This is a genomic window from Mycobacterium sp. IDUB_21, from assembly GCF_055419425.1.
Map to the genome: position 1 here is coordinate 80,868 of NZ_JBVAXQ010000007.1, position 22,456 is coordinate 103,323.

General features: G+C 63.2%; 14 protein-coding genes and 1 pseudogene. 9 read left to right on the forward strand and 6 right to left on the reverse strand.

Annotation, left to right across the window (positions count from 1 at the left end; all coding sequences use genetic code 11):
* The first annotated feature begins 223 nt into the window (after positions 1–223).
* The 4 genes from ACZYY4_RS12425 (at position 224) to ACZYY4_RS12440 (ending at position 8,558) form a co-directional block, all read left to right on the forward strand.
* Positions 224–5,134, forward strand: coding sequence for a DEAD/DEAH box helicase (locus tag ACZYY4_RS12425; RefSeq protein WP_463810286.1), 4,911 nt, complete (start codon positions 224–226; stop codon positions 5,132–5,134).
* 84 nt (positions 5,135–5,218) lie between these two features.
* Positions 5,219–6,226, forward strand: coding sequence for a toll/interleukin-1 receptor domain-containing protein (locus ACZYY4_RS12430; protein ID WP_463810287.1), 1,008 nt, complete (start codon positions 5,219–5,221; stop codon positions 6,224–6,226).
* Between the two features lie 938 nt (positions 6,227–7,164).
* Positions 7,165–7,485: a killer suppression protein gene (locus ACZYY4_RS12435; protein WP_463810288.1), complete on the forward strand. Its 321-nt coding sequence runs from the start codon at positions 7,165–7,167 to the stop codon at positions 7,483–7,485.
* 50 nt (positions 7,486–7,535) lie between these two features.
* A complete protein-coding gene (locus ACZYY4_RS12440; RefSeq protein ID WP_463810289.1) occupies positions 7,536–8,558 on the forward strand; it encodes an ImmA/IrrE family metallo-endopeptidase in 1,023 nt (340 codons plus the stop codon).
* On the opposite strand, the gene ACZYY4_RS12445 is transcribed toward ACZYY4_RS12440, so the two are convergent.
* The 5 genes from ACZYY4_RS12445 to ACZYY4_RS12465 form a co-directional block, all read right to left on the reverse strand.
* The gene (locus ACZYY4_RS12445) at positions 8,539–9,396 is read right to left on the reverse strand and encodes an alpha-glutamyl/putrescinyl thymine pyrophosphorylase clade 3 protein (protein WP_463810290.1); all 858 of its coding nucleotides are present in this window, start codon (positions 9,394–9,396) and stop codon (positions 8,539–8,541) included. The two genes, ACZYY4_RS12440 and ACZYY4_RS12445, sit on opposite strands and share 20 nt — an antisense overlap.
* 61 nt (positions 9,397–9,457) lie before the next feature.
* Positions 9,458–10,303: a hypothetical protein gene (locus tag ACZYY4_RS12450; RefSeq protein WP_463810291.1), complete on the reverse strand. Its 846-nt coding sequence runs from the start codon at positions 10,301–10,303 to the stop codon at positions 9,458–9,460.
* A complete protein-coding gene (locus ACZYY4_RS12455; protein WP_463810292.1) occupies positions 10,263–11,213 on the reverse strand; it encodes a thymidylate synthase in 951 nt (316 codons plus the stop codon). The genes ACZYY4_RS12450 and ACZYY4_RS12455 overlap by 41 nt, the downstream gene beginning before the upstream one ends.
* Positions 11,214–11,278: 65 nt before the next feature.
* A complete protein-coding gene (locus ACZYY4_RS12460) occupies positions 11,279–11,647 on the reverse strand; it encodes a DUF4031 domain-containing protein (protein ID WP_463810293.1) in 369 nt (122 codons plus the stop codon).
* Positions 11,647–12,123 carry a hypothetical protein gene (locus ACZYY4_RS12465; RefSeq protein ID WP_463810294.1) on the reverse strand — a complete coding sequence of 159 codons (477 nt, stop codon included), beginning with the start codon at positions 12,121–12,123 and terminating at the stop codon, positions 11,647–11,649. Before ACZYY4_RS12465 ends, ACZYY4_RS12460 begins: the two co-directional genes overlap by 1 nt.
* Positions 12,124–12,648: 525 nt before the next feature.
* On the opposite strand from ACZYY4_RS12465, the gene ACZYY4_RS12470 reads away from it, so the two are divergent.
* Complete coding sequence (locus tag ACZYY4_RS12470) at positions 12,649–13,560, forward strand: hypothetical protein (protein ID WP_463810295.1); 912 nt, start codon at positions 12,649–12,651, stop codon at positions 13,558–13,560.
* Between the two features lie 390 nt (positions 13,561–13,950).
* On the opposite strand, the gene ACZYY4_RS12475 is transcribed toward ACZYY4_RS12470, so the two are convergent.
* The gene (locus ACZYY4_RS12475; protein WP_463810296.1) at positions 13,951–16,011 is read right to left on the reverse strand and encodes a hypothetical protein; all 2,061 of its coding nucleotides are present in this window, start codon (positions 16,009–16,011) and stop codon (positions 13,951–13,953) included.
* 871 nt (positions 16,012–16,882) lie between these two features.
* On the opposite strand from ACZYY4_RS12475, the pseudogene ACZYY4_RS12480 reads away from it, so the two are divergent.
* The 4 genes and pseudogenes from ACZYY4_RS12480 to ACZYY4_RS12495 all read left to right on the forward strand — a co-directional run.
* Positions 16,883–17,053, forward strand: a pseudogene (locus ACZYY4_RS12480) (TnsA-like heteromeric transposase endonuclease subunit); the annotation flags it as partial.
* 425 nt (positions 17,054–17,478) lie between these two features.
* Positions 17,479–18,498, forward strand: a complete 1,020-nt coding sequence (locus ACZYY4_RS12485) for a hypothetical protein (protein WP_463810297.1) — start codon at positions 17,479–17,481, stop codon at positions 18,496–18,498.
* A gap of 142 nt (positions 18,499–18,640) precedes the next feature.
* The gene (locus tag ACZYY4_RS12490) at positions 18,641–20,812 is read left to right on the forward strand and encodes a heavy metal translocating P-type ATPase (protein WP_463810298.1); all 2,172 of its coding nucleotides are present in this window, start codon (positions 18,641–18,643) and stop codon (positions 20,810–20,812) included.
* A 99-nt stretch (positions 20,813–20,911) separates the two neighbouring features.
* Positions 20,912–22,441, forward strand: coding sequence for a multicopper oxidase family protein (locus ACZYY4_RS12495; RefSeq protein WP_463810299.1), 1,530 nt, complete (start codon positions 20,912–20,914; stop codon positions 22,439–22,441).
* The last annotated feature ends 15 nt before the right edge of the window (positions 22,442–22,456 follow it).

The window sequence follows — 22,456 nt, forward strand, 5'->3', positions numbered from 1 at the left end:
AGCGACCTGGTAGGCATCGCAGGGTACGGCCACCACAGTCGATCGGTCGTTCGGTGGCGACAGCTACCCGCTGGCCCTGTCACCCCTACCGCGCATACTCCCGTCATGCCGACTGGTTTCCCAGACCGAGGGTCTTGCCGCCGATCCGACGTGATCGAGCAAGGTGGCCTCAACGATTGCCTAAGGTCTGTAGACGCAACTATCGACAGGTGAAGGCGCAGGCATGGGTTCCATTCACGAGGTGATCGAGGCGTTCCGCAAGGCGCCGTCGAACTCCGAGCGCGGCACGAAGTTCGAGCAGCTGATGGTGCGCTACTTCGAGCTGGACCCGATGCTGGCCCAGCAGTACGACGCGGTATGGCGCTGGATCGACTGGCCCGGCCGCGCAGGCAAAGCCGACACCGGGATCGACCTGGTGGCCCGCGAACGCGACACCGGCAATCTCACCGCGATCCAATGCAAGTTCTACGAGCCCGCCCACACCCTGGCAAAGGCCGATATCGACTCGTTCTTCACCGCATCGGGCAAGACCGCGTTCACCAACCGGGTGATCATCTCCACCACCGACCGGTGGGGCAAAAACGCCGAGGCCGCCTTGGATGATCAGACCAAACCGGTGCAGCGCATCGGGATGGCCGAGATCGCCGAATCGCCGATCGACTGGGACATCGCCTGGCCCGCCGGCGACCTGCACATCGACCTATCGCCGGCACTGAAACACCAGCCGCGACCGCATCAGGACCAGGCCATCGACGCCGTATTCCGCGGGTTTGCCGCCGGCAACGAGCGCGGCAAGCTGATCATGGCCTGCGGCACCGGCAAGACCTTCACCGCACTCAAGATCGCCGAACGCACCGCCACCGACAACGGCGGCGCAGCACGCATCCTCTTCCTGGTGCCGTCGATCTCACTGCTGAGCCAGACGCTGCGGGCCTGGACGGCCCAAACAGAGTTGGACCTGCGGGCGTTCGCCGTCTGCTCGGACACCAAGGTCTCGCGCACGGTCGAGGACTACAACGTCCACGACGTGCCGATCCCGGTCACCACCGACCCGCAGCGCCTTGCCGATGAGATGGCGCATCGCAAGCGCGCCAAAGGCCTAACGGTCGTGTTCTCCACCTACCAGTCTCTGCCGGTGGTGGCTGAGGCGCAGAAGCTCGGGGTCGATGAGTTCGACCTGGTGATCTGCGATGAGGCCCACCGCACCACCGGCGTCACCCTGGCCGGCGATGACGAATCGAACTTCGTGCGCATCCACGACGCCGACTACCTCAAAGCGCAGCGCCGGCTCTACACGACGGCCACCCCGCGCATCTTCACCGACACAGTCAAAGACAAGGCCGCACAACATTCGGCCGAGCTGGCGACGATGGACAGCGAACAAATCTACGGGCCGGAGTTTCACCGGCTGTCGTTCGGCGACGCCGTCGAACGCGGGCTGCTCACCGACTACAAGGTGCTGGTGCTGACCATCGACGAATCGGTCATCGCCCCGGGCCTGCAGCAGCAAGTCGCCGCGCACGGCAGCGAGCTCACGCTAGATGACGCCTCCAAACTGGTGGGCTGCTGGAACGGACTCGCTAAACGCGCCGGCACCGCACCCGACGGCAGCGGCTTCGCCCCGGGTGAGGCGCCGATGCGCCGTGCGGTGGCCTTCGCCCGCGACATCAAGACCTCCAAGCAGGTCGTCGACATGTTCCCGGTCGTGGTTACCAAATATCAGGAGCTGCTCGACGCCCACGAAGATGACGGCCAGCCGGTCTCGGCCACCAACCGCGGCCTGACCTGTTCGGTGCACCACGTCGACGGCACCTTCAACGCCCTACAACGCAACGCCGAACTGACGTGGCTGAAGGGGGTTGTCGCCGAGGATGAATGCCGCGTCCTCACCAACGCCCGCTGCCTGTCCGAGGGCGTCGACGTGCCAGCCCTGGACGCGGTGCTGTTCCTGCACCCCCGCAACTCCGTGGTCGACGTGGTGCAGTCAGTCGGGCGGGTGATGCGCAAAGCCGACAACAAAGACTACGGCTACGTCATCCTGCCGGTCGCTGTCCCCCAAGGCGTCGAACCGTCAACCGCCCTCGGCGACAACCAGCGGTTCAAGGTGGTCTGGCAGGTGCTCAACGCACTGCGCTCCCACGACGAACGCTTCGATGCGATGGTCAACGCGATTGCCCTCAACAGCGACTCCGACCGCAAGGGCGGCGTCGGCACCGACAAGCTGCTAGGCGGCCACATCGGCCCGACCTCCGACGACCTTGGGGACGGCCAGCCCGCTGACGGCGATGAGTCGATGCGGCAGATGGCGTTGTTCTCCCTGTCGGCGTGGCAGGAAGCGATCTATGCCCGCATCGTGGACAAGGTCGGCACCCGCACCTACTGGGAGCAGTGGGCCGCCGACGTCGCCGACATCGCCGCGGCGTTGGTCACCCGCATCACCGCGGTCCTCGACGACGCGGGCAGCGAGGCCACCGAGGCATTCGGCCAGTTCCTGCAGGGCCTGCGGGACAACCTCAACGACTCCATCACCGACGCCGACGCGGTGAGCATGCTCGCCCAGCATCTGATCACCAAACCGGTGTTCGATTCGTTGTTCGCCGGCCACGACTTCGCCTCGCACAACCCGGTGTCGCGCACGATGCAGACGATGGTCGACACGCTCGGCGGCACCGGCCTGGAAGCCGAAACCGCCCGACTCGAAGGCTTCTACGAATCGGTGCGCCGCCGCGCTGCCGAAGTCACCAGCGCCGAGGGCAAACAGGCGATCATCGCCGAGCTCTACGAGAAGTTCTTCCGCATCGGCTTCAAGAGGCAGGCTGACGCGCTCGGGATCGTCTACACCCCCACCGAGCTGGTTGACTTCATCCTGCGGTCTGTGGACACTGTGTCGCGCAGGCACTTCGGCCGCGGCCTCACCGACGAAGGCGTGCACATCCTCGACGGATTCACCGGCACCGGCACCTTCATCACCCGCCTGCTGCAATCGGAGCTGATCACCGCGCAGGACCTACAGCGCAAATACTCAACCGAGTTGCACGCCAACGAGATCATGCTGCTGGCTTACTACATCGCCGCGGTCAACATCGAGAGCACCTACCACGCGCTGGCCGGTAAGACCGCCGGTGAAGATGACTACGAGCCGTTCCCCGGCATCGTGCTCGCCGACACCTTCCAGATCAGCGAAGCCGGCGACTCGATGGACGCGCTCATGTTCCCGCACAACAACGCCCGCATCGAAGCCCAGCTGGCGACACCGATCAACGTGATCGTCGGGAATCCGCCGTATTCCGTGGGGCAGTCAAGTGCGAACGATCTGAACGCGAACGTGAAGTACCCGACGCTCGACGGGCGGATCGAGAACACCTACGCCAAGCGGTCGACCGGTGGCCGCAAGGCGCAGCTCTACGACTCCTACATCCGAGCGTTCCGCTGGGCCACCGACCGCATCGGCGACAAGGGGGTAATCGGGTTCGTCTCCAACGGAGGCTGGATCGACGCCAACACCGCCGACGGCATGCGTCTATCACTCGCCGATGACTACAACACCGTCTACATCTACAACCTACGAGGAAATCGCCGAACTAGCGGTGAGGAACTCCGAAAAGAAGGCCGACCCGTCTTCGAGTTTGGCGGGCGGCGTGCGGACGGCACAGAAATCAGTAACACCGACGGAGGGTCCAGAGCGGCGATCGCCATCGTTCTACTCGTCAAAGACCCACGTCAGACCGGCCCAATAAGAATCCAGTACACCGAAGTAGCTGACTACCTCTCCGCCGGTGAGAAAATTCACGAGGTCAGTCAAGCCCAGTTTGATGCCATTCACTGGCAGGCCATCACCCCCAACGCTCATGGCGACTGGATCAGTCAACGCGACGACACCTTTGGCGCTTGGCCGGCCATCGGCAACAAGAAGCGAGCACCCGGCGAGACGGTGGTGTTCGGTAACTACTCCCTCGGCTTGGCTACCAACCGCGACGCCTGGTGTTACAGCTTCTCCCGCGAAGCTCTAACCGCAAATATTGAGCGGACCACTGAATTTTACAACTCCGAGGTCGACAGGCTCGCCGGAACCCGGGACAGCCGACCGGTCGAGGATCTGATCACCGTCGACTCCACCCAATTCACGTGGGATCGCGTCAACAAGCGCCAGGTGGTGCAAGGGAAAACGATGGAGTTCCAGGCCACAGCGGTCCGGGTCGGCGCGTATCGCCCTTTCACGAAACAGAACGCCTACTTCGACCAGGGGCAGCAACTCAACAACTGCACCTACCAGCTGCCGTCGATGTTCCCAACACCGCACCATACGAACCTCGGGATCGTGCTTACCGGCCCGGCGTCGCACTTCGCGTTCACGCCGTTCATCACCGATCTGCTGCCCAACCTGCACACCCTCGACACAGGCCAGTTCTTCCCCCGCTGGACCTACGAGAAGGTCGAATCCACGGACGGTGAACTGGCGCTGGACAACAGCAGCGACGAGACCGACGAGTACGGCTACCGCCGCATCGACAACATCACCGACGGCATCCTCGCTATCTATCGCGAGGCCGTCGGCGACCAGGTGAGCAAGGACGACATCTTCTACTACGTCTACGGCCTGCTGCATGACCCGGCCTACCGCACCAAGTACGCCGCGGACCTGAAGAAGATGCTGCCGCACATTCCGACACCGGAGACTCGTGAGCGTTTCGAGCAGTTGGCGGCCGCAGGCCGCAAGCTGGCCGAGCTGCACGTCAACTACGAGTCCGTGCAGCCGTATCCGCTCGACGTGCAGCTCAGGGCCGGCGCCAATGCAGCTGACCGTGAGACGTGGCGGGTAACGAAGATGAAGTGGGCCAAGAAGAAAGATCCCGAGACCGGTAAGAACGTCGACAGCGTCACGACCCTGCTCTATAACGGCAAGGTCACCATCGCCGGCATCCCGGAGGAAGCAGGGCGGTACATGCTCGGTTCCCGTTCGGCGCTGGCCTGGCTCATCGACCGGTACCAGGTGAAGACCGACAAGGCGTCGGGAATCGTCAATGACCCCAACGACTGGTGCGACGAACACGACGACCCGACGTACATCATCGAGTTGATCAAGCGGGTTACAACTGTCAGCGTGGAGACCATGAAAACCGTTGATAGCTTGTAGCCAGCTGCAACCTCCAACCTGCCGTAGGAGGTTTCGACTGGCGGCTGTTTGGACCGTGGATGTCGCCGCTGCCATGATCGAGTGATGGTTGCTGAACCGCGGGTGTTCATGTCCTACTCCCACGACGATGACGAGCACCGAGACTGGGTCCTGCAGCTCTCCTCTCGGCTCCGCGGGAACGGCGTCGACGTCTGCCTCGATTGTTGGGATGTCACACTGGGGGGCAACCTTGCGCAATACATGGAACGTGCCGCGGACAGCGCATACCGAGTGATTGCGGTTGTGTCCGAAAATTACAGCCGCAAGTGCAACGACCGCAGCGGTGGGGCAGGAGTCGAAGCGCAGATGCTCTCGGCTCGACTCTATGGGGATCTGGATGCAGGTTCCGTCATACCCATCATCAGGAATAACCCTCAGAACCCACCGGTGCTGCCGAGGTTCCTCAGCGGAAGGCTCTGGCAGGATTTCCGCGACTTCAGCGCTCAGGAAGCTGCATGCGAACGACTTCTCCGTGACATCCATGGCGTGGCCGTCGACGCGGCACCGCCACTGGGACCCAATCCGTTCGAGGGACGCACGGATCTTCAAGCGACGCTGGCCATTAGAAACTCCCCCGGCCGCTGGCATAGTCCTGCGCTCCACGGAGACGTCGAGTTCGTCTACTCCGAGAACAGCGGTCACTACAAGATTGGCAGCGGCACCTCGGAGTTCACACTAGACATCGGTGAGCGCGGACTGGGCACTGTTTACGTGCTCAACGATCCGAGCGACATTGCCAACGTGGCGGTCATCAACAGGGTGCGCGAGCGGACTGAGCTGTTAGCCAACGTGTCTCAGTTCGACACAAGCAGCCGCAGCGTTGAACCCGGAGCCGGCGACGCGGTCGTGCTGCACAACCGGAACGGCTTCTGGGCGCTTGTGTACATCGCGAAGGTCTACGCGCGGGAAGCGCTGAATCGCGCGCTGGTGATCGAGTTCCGCTACGCCATACAGCCCAGCCGGACGCCGGACCTGAGTGGATTCACCTTCCCTGACGGATCGGTTTTCGATGCCCGTCGTCACGACCAGGACCCGCAGGCAAGGATGGGATGATGTGGGTGGGCCTGCTGCACAGATTGGTGACATCTTCACCTGATCGTGCAGCGGAGCCCCGTTCCTGCAGCCCGGGGGAACCCCATGCCGCGTGCGATCAGCCGGCACTAGCGACAGACTGTAGGTGGATAGAGGTGCCAAGCGCCGTCAGCGAGGAACGTAGACACATGACCGACGACGAAACGAACGTCTCGCGAAGTGGGCCGTCATGGCCCGAGATCACCGAACTGTTCTACGGGCCCGAAGATCAGGCATGGACTGCCGACCGAGACCGCTTAGTGCACGACGTGGGTGACCCATGGAGCAGACGTGATGGCAAGCCCAACGCTCCCGGCGACAGGTGAATACCGGCCGGAGCGACGCCGTTGCTCAGGTCTAGGTTTCGGCGGGTCGTCGAGGGCTTGCCGGTTCGATGCGCCCGAGAAGGCCGACGGAGCGACATAGTTGGTCATTATCGGCGCTAGCCGCGCATTCGCTGCTGGATTCGGCCGTCCTCGGTGTTCGAGAGCGCGGCCAACAGTTGTGGTTAACCGCTGTCATCCGTCATTAATCCCAGTGCCTACGCGTTCCGATCGTTGACCGTCGCACATTGTAGGGTCCAGCGATTGGCCGCCGTTGGGAGGATCTCGCTGATCAGGCGCGCGATGAGAACTGGTCCCACTAGGAATCCGGCCACGCTGTTGGGGAGCCAACTTGCCGACCGGGAGTCCGCCGACATCTCTGCCATACGCTGAACGGCGTCAGCGGGCATTTCTGTTACTCTTCACCGTTTAGCTGACCTCCCCCAACGGCTGAAAGAAGGAACGTATGCTGCGGTGCCGGGGCCCCGAATTCTCGCTGTCATGGGCATCGACACCGCTGGCCGAAATCGGTCGGCCGTGAATGCAGCAAAGTAACTCTGTACCGTCGCGAGAGAATGTGGACGGGTCGGTGGCATCGTGATCATCGTGTCGTTCGCGACGGCGGAGCTGCGGGTGCTGTGCGAAGATCCGAAAGTGGCGAAGGCCAAACTCGGCGACGACGCCGCACGACTACTGCGCGCTCGCCTGGCTGACCTGCGTTCCGCCGACGGGCTTTTCGATTTGCCGACGGGCAATCCGCGCGTCGAGGGCGACAACTATCTTCTTGACTTGGGCACGTCTGCCACAATGCGTTGGGAGCCGTACGGCAAGTCAGCCCGACCCGCCGAAAACGGCGTCCTAGACTGGGAGCGCGTCAATCGAGTCAAACTCGTGGGGATAGACAGGGGTACCCGATGAACGCGACTGGTCTCTCGCCGCGATGGGCGTGTCCGCCTGGGGAGACGATCGTGCAGGCAGCCGCCGAGCGCGGCATCAGTGACAGCGAGCTCGCGACCAGGCTCGGTCTGGCTGCCCAACAGCTGGCCGAGTTGCTTGTCGGGTCGTTGCCGATCACGCTGGGCCTCGCGGAGACTCTGTCGGCGACAGTGGGGGCGAGCAGGGAGTTCTGGATCTCTCGTGACGCCCAGTACCACGATGATCTTCGACGGGTCGAGGCCGACCAATGGGCTCAACGATTTCCAATCTCGCAGATGGTGGAGTTCGGGTGGATATCGCAGCCGGCTGACTGGCACCAGCAGATTGATGCGTGTCTGCAGTACTTTCAGGTGGACGAACCAGCAGGCTGGGAGTCCCGTTACGGGCAGGCGGTGCACACCGCGCACTACCGTAAGTCACCGACATATGACGTTGATGCCGCAGCTACTTCAGCCTGGTTTCGAGCCTGCGAAGCTCAAGCAGAGGGTCAGTCCACATCCGGCTCCTTCGACACGGATCGGTTCGCTAGCACGGTCGCTGATCTCGTTGGCCTGACGAGGATTAAGGATCCCGCGCAGTTCATTCCGCAACTCACCGCTCAGTGCGCCGACGCTGGCGTGGTCGTGGTGGTGGTCCGGCCCCCGAAGGGCTGCCCCGTCAGCGGGGTAGCACGTACCTACCGTGGCCGCCCCCTGATCCAACTTTCTGCGCGGCATCTTTCCGATGACCACTTCTGGTTCAGTTTTTTCCACGAAGCCGGTCACATCGTCCTGCATCCGGGTGAGGAAATGTACGTCGACAACTTCGACGACGGATTAAACGACGACGTCGAAGCCGAGGCCAACGCATTCGCCGAACGCCATTTGTTTCCTGCCGGTATCACCGTGCAGGGCCGACCAACACTACGTACAATCGTGCGGGCTGCTCAGGCCAACGGAGTTTCCGCCGGTGTCGTTGTCGGGCAACTGCAGTACCGCGGCGCTATCAGACAAAACCAATTCAACACGCTCAAACGACGGTATGCGTGGGATGGCCCTAACCTCGGAATGAAATGAACCGGCTAGGGCTCTTCTGCCAGTTGCACAGCCCGTCTTCGAGGATGTCAAGGGTGACTCCCAGATGCTCGCCGAGATCGCATAAGTAACCCTCCAACTCGGCCGCCGACGTCTTCACTCCGGTCGAACCCGAAACGAGCAGCCGAGCAGCGTCGAGCGGCCCAGTGGAGCCCTGCAGGCAGAGCTTGTCCGGGCACAGATCAACGATCCCCAGCTTGCCCAGCATCGTGAGGTAGTCAAAACGCGCGGTGCGCCCGAACCGGGCCACATCAGCCATCGACGTGTAGGCGGCGGCGAATGATTCCTGCGCAGATCCCGAGGCGCAGAGATCGTCGAAATGGGTGCGATGGGAAGGCCCAACCCACTCGACGTAGGACTCGATCGCCTCGCCGGTGCCCATCGGTGCACCGCCCGCGAGGCTCTCGTACTTGCGGTGATTGCCGAACGGTCCTCCCGCGCTGCGTAGGGCGATGCGGTTGCTGTCGAGCCAGGCCCGCACGGCGCTGGGCTGAGCCGACACCATTTCCCATGTCCACGGCGGACCCGCGTCGAGGCGGCGATAGAAATTGCCTGACAATGCCCACCTGTTGTGGCGGTGAAAACCGAAATGGGTGGCTAGAAATACCAGCCAGCATGCTTCGTCGAAGTCGCCGTCGCGGACGCAGCGGACAGCGGCGTAGTGCGGGTCAAACGCCGACAACGGTTCCCCGAGCACTTTGGGGTGGGGATCTGAGACGGCTACGCGTAAGGCGAACCGGCGCCGCCGGTCGCTGTCGACGAGCTGGGCGATGAACGTGTCCTTGGCCGCGGATGAGGAGATGCCTGGCAGAGGCCGCACAGTTGTGGCGTAGTCGTCGAGGGATTCCCGAAGGCGTTGGGCCAACGGCCGATCGAACGGGCTAACGGCTGGACGCGGCAATGAGGTCTCCTAACCGAACTCCGATGCGGTCGATCACCTTAGAGGTCACGCCGAAACTGCTCTGCAGATTGTGGTTGTAGCCGTAGACGGAGACCTGCCGCCCCAGATCGACACCGCCCAGGGCAGATATGGTCCCGGTGAACAAGTAGCCGTTGACGCCGCTGCCGTTCTTTCGCGGCAAGGTCCAACTGTCAATCGGTTCGGCGGTGAGCTGGACGCTGGCGAAGGACTCGAATTCAGTCACTACCGAACGCCCGTTGAGGATCAACGTGGTCACGGAACTATCGCGAATGATCTGCGCTAGAACGGGTTTTCCGTCGTTGATCAGATCCTGCCGCATCTGCAAATCGATGGTGCCCCACTTGTCCCGGGTAGCGAGTGCGACCAGGTCCAGGTGGCAGGCGCTGCCGTCGTAGTACGAGAACTGGCCTGCCCGCAGCGTGCAGTCAAGCACATCGAACCAGCGACGGTAGGGGTTGGTTCTGAAGTATCGCGTGCACGAGCGGCGGATCTCGCTCAGGTGCTGTCCGGTAGCTTGTGACCATCGTGGCAGTCCGAGCGAGGCCAGGGTGCTCAACCTGCGCCCGGCGCCGTGCAGTTCGCGGCCTGCTGCATCGACGAACTCTCGGTTGCTCGGATTGATGCCGACGGTGGCAACGCGGGCCTGGTCGACGTCGCCGAAGAACGGGACCGGGCTCGCCCAGTCGAGGATGCAGTCCGAGGGCGTGAACGTGGAGGCTTGGTCGATCAGACGAACCAGCGGCGAATACATTGTGGGAGAAGCCTTAATCTCGTCGGAGGAACTCGCTAAAGAAGGGTGCAGCAATGGACTCTTTGACGGTGGCGACCTCGTCGGGTTCACCTCGTCTGCGCGCCGAGGTGAGAGCGAGCATGCGAGTGAGATCCGCCCAGTACGGGTCCGACGGGAGAGTAACGTCGGCGAACGGCGCACCGTCGCGGATCTGCTGCTCGGCTTCCAGGAATTGTGGGACATGGCGAGTGAGACTGTGCGCTGGCATGGCTGGCATCGGGGTGTCTGTGCTTTGCCACCCCTCGGCGAGGAAACCGTCGATCTGTGTGCCGTCGGAGTCGTAGATGTGCAGGCTGCCGACACTGTGGATGTAGCGGCCCATACCGACGCCGAGTTCACCGGCCATCAATTCGTGCAGCATGGTGAACGAGAACACGTCCAGCGGTAACCCGACGTAGGCGTCGTTCGATCTCATCGTGACCATCAGGTGCAATCGAGCGTCCCGGACAAAGAATTGCAGTGTGCTCGTGCACGGCACGTCCTTGTATCGTCGCGGGCCCGCGAGGTCGGTTGCATCGAACAGCTGAATAACCGCGCGACGAGACGAACTCGAAGTCGTGAGCAAATCCAGTACTGTGCGGAATTGAGCGTTTTTCCCAGTGCCGAACATTCGCGGGCCGTAGGCGCCACGGATGGTGCGGTCTTCTTCGACCTCGTCCTGGTGCCTGGGCACCCAGTGCACGATCATGGCCGGGTCGATCGTGCCGCTCAGATACCAGGCTAACTCGGCGATTCCGGCGACTGAACGGCGCCGGGTTTCAGTCCGACTCAGCCGGCAGCGGGGCTCGGTTAACTCCAAGGAGACCCCGATCAGCTCGTGGCTTGGTGCTCGCGTCGACGAAACAGGTTGCCCCTCTTTGCGGATCGCGGTGTAAGTCTCCCGGAGCAGGTCGTCGACAGTCCCCGCCGTGAAAGCCAATGCCATTGCGTCACTATCCCAGCCGGTCGTTCGCGCCGGCGATCAGCTTGCGGCGTGTCGCATCTGCGTCACTACGACGGCCATCGCGTGCTTGCCGTCCCGCGCTGTGTGCCGGGCCGTTGAGATGAAAGATCGAGTGGCAACCCGAGTTGGACCAAGGGGGGCTGAAGCGCGCGTTTACGGCGCAACAACGCCACCGCCCCGGTGCTTCTATAGCCGATGGCGACCGCGCCGAGTTCCATCGCCCGATTTCGCTTGAAATCGGTGACGTCGTAGTGAGATTTCCACGTACCGGGGAACTGCGCGGTGCGGCGTGGCAGACCCAACATGGCGGCGAATTCGTGCAGTTCCTCTTCAGTGTCGGCGGTAAGATGTGACCATCGCGCGTTGAGCCGCCCAATCGTGGCCAGCATGCGCATGTCATCGACGTACACGGTCATCAGGGCGTCCCCGTCTCTCGGTCCCGGCTCGGGTCCGTTGGTCCGTCGACAATGAGCGCCAAGGCCGCCTGGAGATGGTCCAACGACTTCGTCACTGCCTTCTTATGGGCAATCAATTCAGCGCGAGCACGCCCGAGGTGGTCGAGATCCTTACTGTCGCGGCCAAGGCCTGCCTGCAGTTCCGCATGCGCTTGCAGGAGAAGTGAAGCCGCTCTTTTGATCGCCGCGTCTCGAACGTCGCCACGCTGTTCGTCCGGGTGCCCGACGTCGACCATCAGCGCATCGGAGTAGACGAACCACCGCAGCCGACGGTCCTTCGCCTCTGCGCCTCCGGCTAGTTCGCCGCGCGCGATCCTCGCCCTCACTGTCCGCACATCTATCCTGAGCAGACGCGCCGCGGCGGGAACGGACGTTGTTGGCCGACCGGCCTGCGGGGCGTCGAGTCCGACTCTTAGCTTCAGAACGGCCGCCTTCATGCATCTAATTAATGCAGTATGATCGCGCTATGACAGTCCCCGGATGTCAATAATAGCATGTAATAAGTACATTGATTTGGGAGCATTGCAGCCCCCGGGGCAATCGATGCGATGACTAAATTTGACGCGCGACATCTTGTTGGCGCAGGAACATGACGGGCTACGCGATCGAATGGGACGGCGAGACCGCCACGCCTCCACCCGCTGGTCACCTCAACCCGGACGGTGTCTGGTGGGCACGGATTCGCGACGACTGCTGCGAGATCGGCTGATGGTCAGACCAGCGAGGACGGCGCAGACCCGATTTGGGAATATAGCCGCGGTGCCGCAGTTTCGCCGCTTGCGAAATCCCACCGGTGGCCTGCGCGCCTGCTAGTGCTGGCGACGCAGTGGCCGGGACAATCGATGGTGATGAAGTTCAAACGGCGAAACCTAGAAGCACTAGGTGACCTGGTATGTGGCAATCTCGGCTCTGACGGCTCTACCTTCGGAGAGAGTCCGAAGTATTTCCCGTACAGGTCGAGCATGTACATCACCGAATTCTTCGAGGACATGGGTACGGACTACGTCCACGACGGAACGACCCGTAACCGGTGGGTTGCCGGGGTGATCGAAGCCATGCTCGACGAACCGCACGATGGGCCCGCACATCCGCCGGAGATGTTCTGCCGCCTCATCGACCACCTCATGAGCCCGTCGGATGCGACGAACGAGGGCGCAGACCGATCCAATGCTCTCCGCCAGCTCAACGACGTGCTCGGCCGAGAGGGTTTTGAAGCGTTCTACGGCGATGATCGCCACTGCTATCTGCGCCATGTCGGAACTGACACCGTCACGGCTCTGCAAGCCAATCCTCATCGCCCGCTGACGGTCGCCGAGCAGGAACGCCGCCATCTTCTGGAGGCCTATCTCGACTCTTGCAGCGAAGATGAACTAATCGAGGAAGTCCTCCTTCCGCTATTCCGCCAGCTAGGTTTTCATCGCATCACCGCAGCCGGGCACAAGGACAAGGCGATGGAATACGGCAAGGACATCTGGATGCGGTACACCCTGCCGACACAACACGTCCTCTACTTCGGCATTCAAGCGAAGAAGGGCAAGCTCGACGCATCCGGCGTGACCAAGGTGGGAAACGCGAACATGGCCGAGATCCATAACCAGGCACTGATGATGTTGGCGCACGAGATCTTCGATCCGGAGATCAACCGGCGGGTGCTCGTCGACCACGCCTTCATCGTTGCCGGAGGCGAGATCACCAAGGCCGCTCGTAATTGGCTTGGTAATGCTCTCGACGCTGCGAAGCGCAGCCAAATCTTATTCATGGACAGAGCCGACATCCTCAATCTCTATGTCGTCACCAATTTGCCACTGCCAGCGAAAGCGCTTCCCCAGGAACCTGATCCGTGGGGCGTCGACACGGCAGAGCCACCGTTCTAGACGATGGTTGTGGGCCGCCACCCATGATGCTCAGGCTTATCGACAGCAAGGCGAAGGCATCACCTACGCCCTGTCAGGACTGGGAGGAACGGCGAACGGGACTGTGACTCCGGCGTTTCGCGCATCTTTGTGGCGCCCAGCAAGAGCGATGCTTGCATAGCAATCCGGACCATCCTGGGCTACCTAAAAGGTCAATGGCCAAGTTGATGGATCCGTTGCTGACCAGATGCAAGTACGAGCCCCGTGCGGTAGCTCCTAGGTTGGTTTGGGTTGCTCCTTTCGGTGTTGGGCGTCTTTCATGCGGTAGTGATGACGACGGTGGCGTGGTGCAGGCGGCGGTGGTCTGTCCAGGGACGAAGCTCGAAGGGAAACTCGACTGTTGATGGATTGCTAGAGGTACAGCTGTTGCTCTATTCGGCCCTGCGGCCCGAAGATGAGGCCGTAGGAGCGCTCAGCCTGGATCTCGGAGGACTTGGACGCCATGTACGTGGAGAGTCGCTGTGTAACTTCTTGGCCGGCCATATCGAGGGGATGTACGGCAAAGAAAAATCTGGGCCGTCCCCACATGCTCTTGAATGAGAGGAGGCAGTGGTGGTAGCTGCCATCGGCCTCGGTGCGGCGGCGGAGCTCCGTGATTATGTCGAGGACTTGCTGTTGAGTCTCGCCTGCCAGGGACAGGAGATCGGCACCGCAGCGTAGCCAACCCGGTTCGCGCGCCGTCGATATGGCATCAACGACATCGAGAATCTCAGGGACTGCGTTGAAGGAGGGCCTCGCGGGATCGCTGATCGCGTTGATTTCATGCCGGTCCATCCACGCGTGGAGCTCAGCGCAGTGATCATCGACCATGTTGACACCGTTGGCCTCATCCTGATTGACCCAGAGACCGCCTTGCATGAAAAGCATGTAGAGATCGAGTTCGTCGAGCGCCCAGAAGTGGCTGGTTGCCGGACTGTCAGTCCGGACTCTGAGGTAGTGCAGGAACTCTGCCGGCCGGCCGCAGACTGCCGCAATGGTTGCCAGATCGTGGAGCGAACTGATCCATGGAGGTTTGATCTGGCTGATGATCCCAGCCTCCTGCAGCTGGCCGATTGCGGTACCGAGGGGGCCTACATCGTCAAGGAGTGCAACTACGGACCGCACTTCTCGGATGTGGGACAGGTCAAGCCATGTCGTGTTTCCCAGCCAAATGCCGTGGTTGGCTTCGATGAGTTCCTGCACGCGCTTTGCCTGACCGCAGGCGTCGCCAATGGTCGCCGTCAGATCGCGTGAGAGCCGCTTCACGTCGCCGCGTCGTGATTGATCGGCCATCGACCTTCCCTTTGTCTCGACCACGATTGCGACATCGTCGACGATGAAAAGGCCGTCGCCCTCGACTTGTTTGCCGACGGTGGCCGGGTCTGAGCAATCGGAGTTCAGGAGCGTGACCAGACCGGCACCAGTGTGTGCGCAGTAAGTGAATCCAGCCTGGGCCGGTGGCGTATCGAGGATTGTTGCGAGCGCATCGACAGCGATCCGTTCGCTCGTCGGTAGTCGGAGCTTCTTCTCGTACGAGCCGAAATCTCTGCTGTCGGAATTCAGCGCTCGCTCGAAGATTCGCCGCAAGGAATCATTGCCGATCTCGTTCGAGGTCAACACAAAGTTGCCGGCTCCGTCGGACACCAGGGGTGTCATGAGGAATGGATTCGTCCCGACCAGCATGTCGTAGACACGATCAGCTGCGGAGGTCGATGAATCGAAAGGCTGTGAGTATGAGTCCAGCACGGCGCGAGCAGTCTCCTCGCTCACACCCGCTGTGGTCGCGACATCGCGGGCGGCGAGCGTGGCCCGATCGCCCGGCAGGAACATCAGCGAGATGATCTGCGACATGACCTCGTTGGCGTCGTCTGCGGGCACCTGTGCTGGCGGAACACCTTGGTGCCGCATCATGATTTCGGCTGTTCGGTCGCGCAGTGCGGTCATACGATCCGACGACAGAGACGTTGTGGCCGCGCGAACGGCAACGACATCGGGATAGGCGTATCCAAGGTGCTTCCGCATGAGCGCGGCACCTCGGTCATTGTTGAACAACGCGGCTTCGTGGGCATCTCGGACACTGGCGTACTGCATGTTTCGGATGCTCAGCACCGCACCCTGATACTGAGCCGCGAGCCTGGCGAGAGGGTCCTCACTGAGGCGTGCCTCGACAAGCTGCCTGGCCTGTGCGAGTCGGGTCAGACGCTGCGCGCGATCGTGGAGCTCACGCACTGCGAGATGCGGCCGGGTTTGGTCACGAGGTACCGGGCTCGGCTTGCGGGAATCCCGCGCTAGAAGCAGAGCGGCGACGATTTCAATGGCTAGGGCGCTGCTACCGGGAGCGGCCGCCTGCGGATCGGCCGCGAAGGAGAGTTCGCGTAGGCGCATCAGCTCGATCACATCGAAGGCATCGGCATCAGCCACGACAGCGGCCATCGCAGCAACACCGATTTGGATCTGATCGCGTAGGAGTGCCCGTGCTGCTTCGGCAGACCCGCAATCGTTGAAGAGAGCGAAGACTCTTACCATTTCCGCGAGATCGGGTGGCAGATCCCGCCGGGGAAGTCCGAGAGGGTTCAGCTGGCGCGCATGGCCGCCGTGCCTCCTGCGCCGTTTCCGGGGTCGTTTCCCCACGCTGCCTCCGTTGAGTCTGGCTGCACCAGCCGGGCGTAGGTGGGAGAAAGGACCAGCTGGATGAACAGCACGCGAGCGTCAACCTACCGTCGAACACCGACAGATTGGTTTTCGACGGGGAGGCCGCAAGTAGGCCGGGGATCGAGCAATGGCGTTGACAACGGTCGAAAACTAGGCCAAGAGCCACGGAGCCGACAGACCTGGTAAGTCATGTGACGAAACGATGTGCGCATTGCCGGCCACGGCTATCCTCGGCTTCTTTACGTAAGCCACGCGTCGTCGGTACAGCCGAGGAAATGACACGAATTTGAGACAAGACGAGATGACACCACGTGAGACAACCTGCATGGCCGCAGTTCAGAGTGCTGCCACATGACACGCGGGCTGAGACCCTACAGACATGTACGGTCTCGCGCCGGACTTCAAAGTCTCACGCCTGACTTCCAGGGGACTTCAAATTTGAAGCGGCGCTGAGACACGCCGGTCCACCTTCCGCGTAGCCCAGTGTCGTAGTGCCATCCTTCCGGTATGACTGCGGGCGCAGGGTCTACCGAGCGGTAGCGGGGACATGGTTTCGGCGGGTGGATTCGCTGCGACCATAACGGTGCGGTTCCGAACCGCTCCGACCGGCGATGTGTCCACGGTGGCGCTTGCCGACGTCGATCCCGTGACCCTGGTGACGGCCTACCCCTGGCGGGAATTTCGATGGCGTGCTGGGCAGAAGCACTATTCGGGGACTTACTGGTCCGCAACCGAGGGGCGACACGTCATCTACGAGTCCCGCCTGGAACTGGCGCGCCTACTGTTCGCCGACTTCGACGGCTCGGTGCGCTACGGGGTCGCGTTCTCTGAGGCGACGACTTGGTAGAACCATTGGGCGATGTCCGAGATCAGGTGTGATTGGTCGGGTTGCAGGAGGCCGTCATCGGCGGCGAGTGTGGCGGCGGCTGGGGCGCGTAGCGCGGCGATCCAGTTGAAATGGCATCGACGCGATCCGGGAACTCAACAACAACCCTGAACCCGCCTCCGGGGGCGGCGGTGATCATGCCGCGATCGGCGACTAGCACCAGGATCTGGAGCCCGAATCAGGTGCGAATCACCTCCTCGACGATGTCGGTGAACGCGACCCGGGCCACTAGGGAAGTACCTTCGAATTAGGGTAGGGTACCCTATGTTCGCTATACTATATGCCGGTATACCGTATACCGGTTCTCAGGTGGCGTGCGCCCTTGCTCATGGCGCACACACATAATCAGCAAGGGAGATGTCGTGTCATTAGTTCTGGGATCCGCTCCGACCGGATCCGGCGCCACCCGCACCGGCCGGTTCGCGGCAGCAGGGGTCGCCTTGGTAGGAGCCGGCCTGATTATCGTCAATCCGGCCGCACCCGTTCCGTCCGATATGCAGCACAGACATGTTCACCTGACCGCCGGCGCCGACGACTTCATGGGCTGGTCCTCGGTATTCGAGCGGGCGGGGGGCAACATCGAGGCTTTGGTCAGCAACTCCAGCATCCCCGCGATGCTGGAGCAGATCGGCGGCAATCTGAAGGACTACGGCCAGCTCATCATCGGCATGGAAAACGTCCCGCTCGACGTGAGAATTGTCGATGGAGAACCCATGACCAGGACCGTCACCTCAGGCTTTGCGGGTATCGGTGAGGCGTTGCAGAAGATGCTATTTGGAGTTGAAAGCGATCCCTTCAAGTATCCGGGGCTGGAAACTCTGCTGGAACGCATGTCCGACTACGCGGCGGACGGCAACGCCTTCGGAGTCTTCAACGACCTCAACGTCTGGGCCCTCTACGGTCTCGAGGACATCGGGAAGGCCATGGCTCCTGTGCTGTCCATTCCTGCCCGTATGCTGGAGAACGTCTCGAGCGCCGTTTCGGAATTTGTCGGGCCCCTCGATGCGTGGTCCTTCATAAAGGATTTCAGCGCGACTCTGATGGAACCGGTGATCGGGGTCTTTTACCAGCTGGCGAACACCATCACACAGGTTGTCGGCGGAGACCTGAATGCGCTGCTCAGCGCCCCCGCTGATCTCATGAACGCCCTGATCAATGGGTGGGAGGTCCCCGACACCCCCAACGTGTTCGGTGGGCTGCTCAATGACGGAAGCCTCTTTGACGTGCTGCTGGTGGACTGGCCGGCACGGCTGGCCGAAGCGCTTGCGGTGGGCACGGCGGATCTGCCGACCAACGCGGCCAGCGCCGCGGCGGACGCCCTCGACCCCGGCGCCTTCCTGGACCTGTTGGGGTCCGGGGATGTGCTGAGCGGTCTCTTCTAGCGCTGGATGGCGGGCGGGACGGACTGCGACCGGGTTCGTCCCGCCCCGCCGCGGCGACGCAGTCCGGCGCGCGCCCACCAGAGGGAGCGCGGCATCCGTGACGGCTTGCTATGAATACCCCATACGGGTATATGTTGGCGGTATGACTGCACACCACGGACACGGCCACGCCATGCTGATGGACGCCGACGCCCCGCCTCACGCCGACCACGCTGGACATGGTCACGGGGATCATGCCGCGCAGTTCCGGCGACTGTTCTGGGTGATGCTGGTACTCGCGATCCCGACCGTTGCGCTGTCGGGCATGTTCGCGATGATCGTCGGCTACACGATTCCGGCGCTCCCTGGCGTGGCTTGGGTAGCACCCATACTCGGCACGATCATGTACTTCTGGGGCGGCGCGCCCTTTTTAACGGGCGCCGTCAGCGAGATCCGTTCGCGGGCACCGGGAATGATGCTGCTGATCGGCTTGGCGATCACGGTGGCGTTCGTGGCGTCGTGGGGCGCCAGCCTCGGCGTGCTGAGTCGGCAGTTGGAGTTCTGGTGGGAACTGGCGCTGCTGATCGTGATCATGCTGCTGGGTCACTGGCTGGAGATGCGGTCGCTGGCGCAGACCACGTCGGCGCTGGATTCACTGGCGGCGCTGTTGCCCGATGAAGCCGAGCGCGTCGAGGGTGACACGGTGGTCACCGTCGCGCCGGCCGAGCTGCGGGTGGGTGATCTGGTGGTGGTGCGTCCGGGCGGCACCGTCCCGGCCGACGGCACCGTGGTCGAGGGCGTCGCCGACCTCGACGAGTCTATGGTCACCGGTGAATCCCGTCCGGTGCGCCGCTCAACCGGTGACAGCGTGGTTGCCGGGACGGTCGCCACCGACTCCGGGTTGCGGGTCGAGATCACGGCGGTCGGTGACCAGACCGCGCTGGCCGGGATCCAACGGCTGGTCATGCAGGCGCAGAACTCGTCGTCGCGGGCGCAGCGGCTCGCTGACGTGGCCGCCGGATGGTTGTTCTGGTTCGCGTTGGGCGCGGCGGTCATCACCGCGGTGGTGTGGGGCTTGCTGGGTTATCCGGACCAGGCGGTGACCCGGGTGATCACCGTGTTGGTGATCGCCTGCCCACACGCGCTGGGGCTGGCCATCCCGCTGGTGGTGTCCATCGCCACCGAGCGGGCCGCCCGCGGCGGCGTGCTGATCAAGGACCGGCTGGCGCTGGAAAGCATGCGCACCGTCGACGTGGTGTTGTTCGACAAGACCGGGACCTTGACCAAGGGTGAGCCGGCGGTGACCGACGTCATTGCACAATCCGGTTCACCCGACTTTTCAGAAGACCAGGTGCTGGCCCTGGCGGCCGCCGCGGAATCTGATAGCGAGCACCCACTGGCTCGCGCGATCGTGGACGCCGCCCGTTGGCGTGAGCTGTCGGTGCCCAAGGCGAGTGACTTCGTGTCGTCGCCGGCCGTCGGGGTGACCGCCACCGTCGGTGTCCGGGTCGTGCACGTTGGTGGCCCCTCGATGCTGGCCGAGCAGCACCTCGACGAGTTGCCGCAGGTGCGGCCGTGGCGCGACGAGGGCGCGATCATCTTGCATGTCGTAGCCGACGGCGCAGTGATCGGGGCGCTGAAGCTGGCCGACGCGGTGCGCGAGGAGTCCGCGCAGGCCGTCAACGCCCTGCACCGGCTCGGTATCCGGGTCGCTATGGTCACCGGCGACGCGGAAGCGGTCGCGCACGCGGTGGCCAGTGAGCTAGGTATCGACCGGGTCTTCGCCGGAGTGCGACCCGAGGACAAAGCGGCCAAGGTCAGCGAGCTGCAGCGCGAGGGTCTCAAGGTGGCGATGGTCGGTGACGGTGTCAATGACGCGCCCGCGCTGGCGCAAGCCGACGTGGGCATCGCGATCGGCGCCGGCACGGATGTCGCGATCGCCTCCGCGGGCGTCATCTTGGCCAGCTCGGATCCGCGCTCGGTCCTCTCAGTCATCGAGCTGTCCAAGGCGACCTACCGCAAGATGACCCAAAATCTGTGGTGGGCAGGCGGCTACAACCTCGTCGCGGTTCCGCTGGCCGCCGGCGTGCTGGCCCCGGTGGGCTTCGTGTTGCCCATGTCGGTGGGCGCGGTCCTGATGTCGCTGTCGACCATTGTCGTCGCGCTCAACGCCCAGCTGCTGCGGCGTCTAGACCTGCGCCCGGACGTCAGCGTTGCTGCGCTGCCTTCCCCGAGTGTTGGCCAACCACATCAGACACAGGGCCACGGTGGTGGAGGGCATCAGCAGTCGGCCGACGCGGGGCAGGGAGGCCGGCCGTACGGCCACGACGTGTGAGCCAGTAGCCGACGAAAGAAGGCACAACCGGACACGCCGCCGCGACAGCAGCGCGTGTACCGGAGGGGGCCGATCACCAATAGCGGGAGCCCTAACCGGATGGCGGGCACTAACGATGGAGGAGTGGGCGTGAGCGGATCGACGTGGAATGACCTTCGGCTGAACCGGCGGGCATTTATCACCGCCTCGCTGGTCGGCGGAGCCGGGGTGGTGCTGGCGGCCTGCGGCCGCTCGACGCCATCCGAGGCAAATCTCGACGCTGCGATCGCCGCTGCCGAAGCGGCCCGCCCGCACACCGGTCGCACCGTGACTGCCACGCTGACACCCCAACCTGCGACCATCGACCTCGGTGGCCCGCTCGCGCAGACCCTGGGCTACGGTGCCATCCTCCCCGGCCCGCTGATCCGGGCCAATGTCGGCGACGAACTCGCTGTCACGGTCGCCAACCGGCTCTCCCACCCCACCTCGGTGCACTGGCACGGCATTGCGCTGCGCAACGACATGGACGGCGCCACCCCTGCCTCCGCCAACATCGCGGCCGGCACCGACTTCACCTACCGCTTCTCGCTGCCGCATTCGGGCACCTACTGGGCGCACCCGCACACCGGCCTGGACGCCGACACCGGCCTGTACTTTCCGGTGATTGTCGATGACCCCGCTGAGCCGGGCAACTACGACGCCGAATGGATCGTGGTCCTCGATGACTGGACCGACGGGATCGGCAAAAGCCCCCAACAGATTTACGACGACCTGCGCGGACACCAGATGCCCTCGATGGACACCATGCCCGGCATGCCCGACATGCCCGCCGCGGGGAGCACCCTGTTGGGCGGGGACGCCGGCGACGTCACCTACCCGTACTACCTGATCAATGGGCGCATCCCCGCCGCACCGACCGCGTTCGACGCCAAACCCGGGCAGCGGATCCGGATCCGGTTCATCAACGCCGGCTCCGACACCGCCTTCCGGGTCGCGCTGGCCGGACACGTCATGACGGTCACCCACACCGACGGCTATCCGGTCGTGCCCACCGAGGTCGATGCGCTGCTGCTGGGGATGGGCGAACGCTACGACGTCATTGTCACCGCCGGCGACGGCGTCTTCCCGTTAGTGGCGCTGGCCGAAGGCAAGAACGCGCTCGGCCGGGCGCTGCTGTCCACCGCGGCCGGCACACCCCCCGACGCCGACTTTCAACCGCCCGAACTCAACCGCCGGATCGGCACCGTGGACATGTTCACCGCCACCCCGACCGCCACGCTGGGGGCGACGAACTCCGACATCGACCTGGACATCGACTTGACCGGGTCGATGATGAAATACGACTGGTCGATCAACGGCAAGCCCTACCCCGACAACCCGCCGCTGACCATCAAACAAGGACAGCGCGGCACCTTGCGGTTCACCAACTCCACAACGATGTGGCACCCCATGCACCTGCACGGCCACACCTTCCAAATGATCAAACCCGACGGCAGCCTGGGCGCCCGCAAAGACACCGTCATCGCGCTACCCAACCAGAAAGTCAACGCCGTGCTGGTCGCCGACAACCCCGGCGACTGGATGATCCACTGCCACAACACCTACCATCAAGACGCTGGCATGATGACCAGCCTCAACTACACCACCTAAAGGGTGCACCGAGCC